The sequence below is a fragment of the uncultured Streptococcus sp. genome, from assembly GCF_915066115.1.
Lineage (GTDB): Bacteria > Bacillota > Bacilli > Lactobacillales > Streptococcaceae > Streptococcus.
This window is the reverse complement of sequence record NZ_CAJZDT010000183.1, coordinates 1-2,690: the sequence shown is the minus strand read 5'-3', so window position 1 is coordinate 2,690 and position 2,690 is coordinate 1. Positions and strand designations below refer to the sequence as shown.

3 protein-coding genes are annotated in these 2,690 nt (G+C 44.8%); all 3 read right to left on the bottom strand.

From position 1 onward, the window contains the following. Nucleotides 1–55: 55 nt before the first annotated feature. Entirely contained in the window at nt 56–634 is a 579-nt protein-coding gene (locus QZ565_RS09210) for a uracil-DNA glycosylase family protein (RefSeq protein ID WP_295528567.1), read from the bottom strand. Nucleotides 635–687: 53 nt separating this feature from the next. Then, nucleotides 688–2,088, bottom strand: coding sequence for a dipeptidase PepV (pepV, locus tag QZ565_RS09205; RefSeq protein ID WP_295528564.1), 1,401 nt, complete (start codon nt 2,086–2,088; stop codon nt 688–690). A gap of 13 nt (nt 2,089–2,101) precedes the next feature. After that, nucleotides 2,102–2,690: nitroreductase family protein (locus QZ565_RS09200; protein WP_295528561.1), on the bottom strand; the 589-nt coding region annotated here is incomplete at its 5' end.

The following is a 2,690-nucleotide window of genomic DNA, read 5'->3' as shown; positions in this document are numbered from 1 at the left end:
GTACTCAAGTACAGCCTGCGGCTAGCTTCCTAGTTTGCTCTTTGATTTTCATTGACTATAAAATAGCTTTAATTCTTTTTTTCAAGTCTGGCACTACTTCTGCCTCAAACCAAGGATTTTTGGCCATCCAGATTTGATTTCGTGGTGAGGGGTGAACCAGTGGAAAATAGGTTGGCAGATAGTTCTGGTAATGTTTTACCCGTTCCGTCACCTTGCCACTGATTTTCTCTTGTAAATAGTAGGCCTGGGCATACTGGCCAATCAAGAGGGTTAACTGAATATCTGGTAATTCTTGCAAGAGCTGCGGATGCCATTTTTCTGCAAAACCAGTTCTCGGTGGCAGGTCACCCGACTTACCATGTCCTGGAAAGTAGAAATCCATTGGCAGAACTGCGAAATAACCTGAGTTGTAAAAGGTGTCCTCATCCACACCTAGCCACTCTCGCAAGCGATCACCACTTTTGTCCTTCCAATAAAGGCCTGCCTCTTGGGTTTTAAGTCCCGGTGCCTGACCGATGATATTGATGCGAGCAGTTTTTGGCGCTGCAAAGAGAGGCTCAATGCCACGCTCTGTATAGCTGACATTCTGCGGATCCGCCATGATAGCCTGCTTGATTCTTTCGATTTGAGACATCTACTTTCCCTCCAAAAAGAAGTCTAAGCATACCATCTCAGACTTCTATCGTTTTATTTGATCAATTCGTAAATAGCTTCGGCATAGATTGCTGCTGCTCGGAAGAGATCGTCCAAGGCGATAAATTCATTGGCTTGGTGCATGGTGTCAATTGAGTCTGGGAACATGGCACCGTAGGCAACTCCGCGTTCGAGCAAGCGACCAAAGGTTCCACCACCGATAACTTGCTCGTGACCTTTAAGTCCAGTTTGTTTTTCATAGACATTCAACAAGGTTTGAACAAGTGGATCTTCCATTGGCACATAGTGAGGGGTGTGACCGTGCTCAGAAAGGCTAACAGAAGCAACTGGCAAGTTTTCAAGGATTGACTTGATTTGTTCTGGACTTGTTCCTTTTGGATAGCGGATGTTAAGGGCAATGGTATTGTCAGCACTTGTTTCATCGAAGCGGAAGACGCCGGCATTCATAGAAAGAGCACCCATCTTTTCATCCACATGAGCAATCTTGAGATTTTCACCCTCATGGTCGTTCAAGAGAATTTTACCAGCGATGTCAAGGTAGGCTTTGGCTGGACCAGCAAAGTCAAACTGGCTGAGGAAGAGGGCTAGGTAAGTTGCACCATTGACACCTGAAGCAGGCATAGCACCGTGGGCTGATTTACCAATGATTGTCACCTTGTATCGACCAGCTTCTTCTTGAATTTCTCCTCTGAGTTTGTGTTCTGCAACAAAAGCATCTAGTTTAGCTTGCAAGTCAGCCAGGTCGCCTGAAACAACTGCTGTTGCTGATTCAGGTACCATGTTTTCACGCAATCCACCTGTGAAGCTGTGAAGACGAGCAGCACCTGCATTTTCACCTGCAAAATGGAGGTATTCAGTGATGTTCCCTTTTTCACCATTGATGATAGGGAATTCAGCGTCTGGAGAGAAACCAAAGTCTGGTTTTGCAAGTCCTACGTGCTCGAAATAGTAGTCCATGTCTGCCCAACCTGATTCTTCATCTGTTCCAACGATGAAACGAACTTTCTTAGAAGTTGGAAGTCCCAATTCTTTGATGATTTTCAAACCATAGTAACAAGCTGTTGTAGGTCCCTTGTCATCTGAAGCCCCACGCGCATAAAGGCGACCGTCTTTGATAGTTGGTGTGTAAGGGTCTGTGTCCCAACCGCTACCAGCTGGAACCACGTCCATGTGGGCAAAGATACCGAGAACTTCTTCTCCTTCACCAAACTCAAAATGTCCTGCATAGTTGTCAACATTTTTAGTTGGGTAGCCATCACGGTCTGCGATTTCAAGGAATTTTTCCAAGGCTTTTACTGGCCCAGGTCCAAATGGATGCTGGGCATCAACCTTGCTATCGTCACGTTCTGAGTTGATTTCCAAAAGGCTAAACAAGTCAGCCAAGAGGTCTTCTTTGCGTTTTTCTACTTCTGCTGTAAAATCAATTGTTGTCATTTTTTTCTTCTTTCTATCTTTTCTCGATGATTTCATCTACTGGCAAGCGGTAGCTTGGTTCCAATTTTTCGTCTGTGTAACCTACCGTAATCAAGAGCTCTGGGCGGAATCGATCTTCGATATCCAAAACTTCGTTGGCTTTTGATTTGTCAAAACCAAGAATAATGTTAGAACCTATTCCCTGGTCTGTCAGAGCCAGAACCAAATTCATGGCAACCAAACCTGCATTGAGGGCTAGATAGTCGCTGATCTGTTGCTCATTGTAACGTGCAAATTCAGCAGGCAGATTCTTCATAAAATATTGAAGTTGCTCTTCTGAAAAATTCTTTGCACCACCAACACGGGCAATCTTGCGGGCACGTTTAGCAAGGTCTGTATCGGTAAACAAGGCAATGGTCACAGGTGCTGATGATACCTGTTCAAAGTTGGAACCGTAAGCCAATTTTGCCAATTCAGCATTTTTCTCACGAACCACCACAAACTTCCATGGTTGGCTATTGTGGGCACTTGGAGCCAAAGTCGCGATTTCGATAGCTGTACGAACATCTTTTGGATCCACAGGCTTATCAGTGAAATGCTTGGTCGCATGACGTTTTTTATTC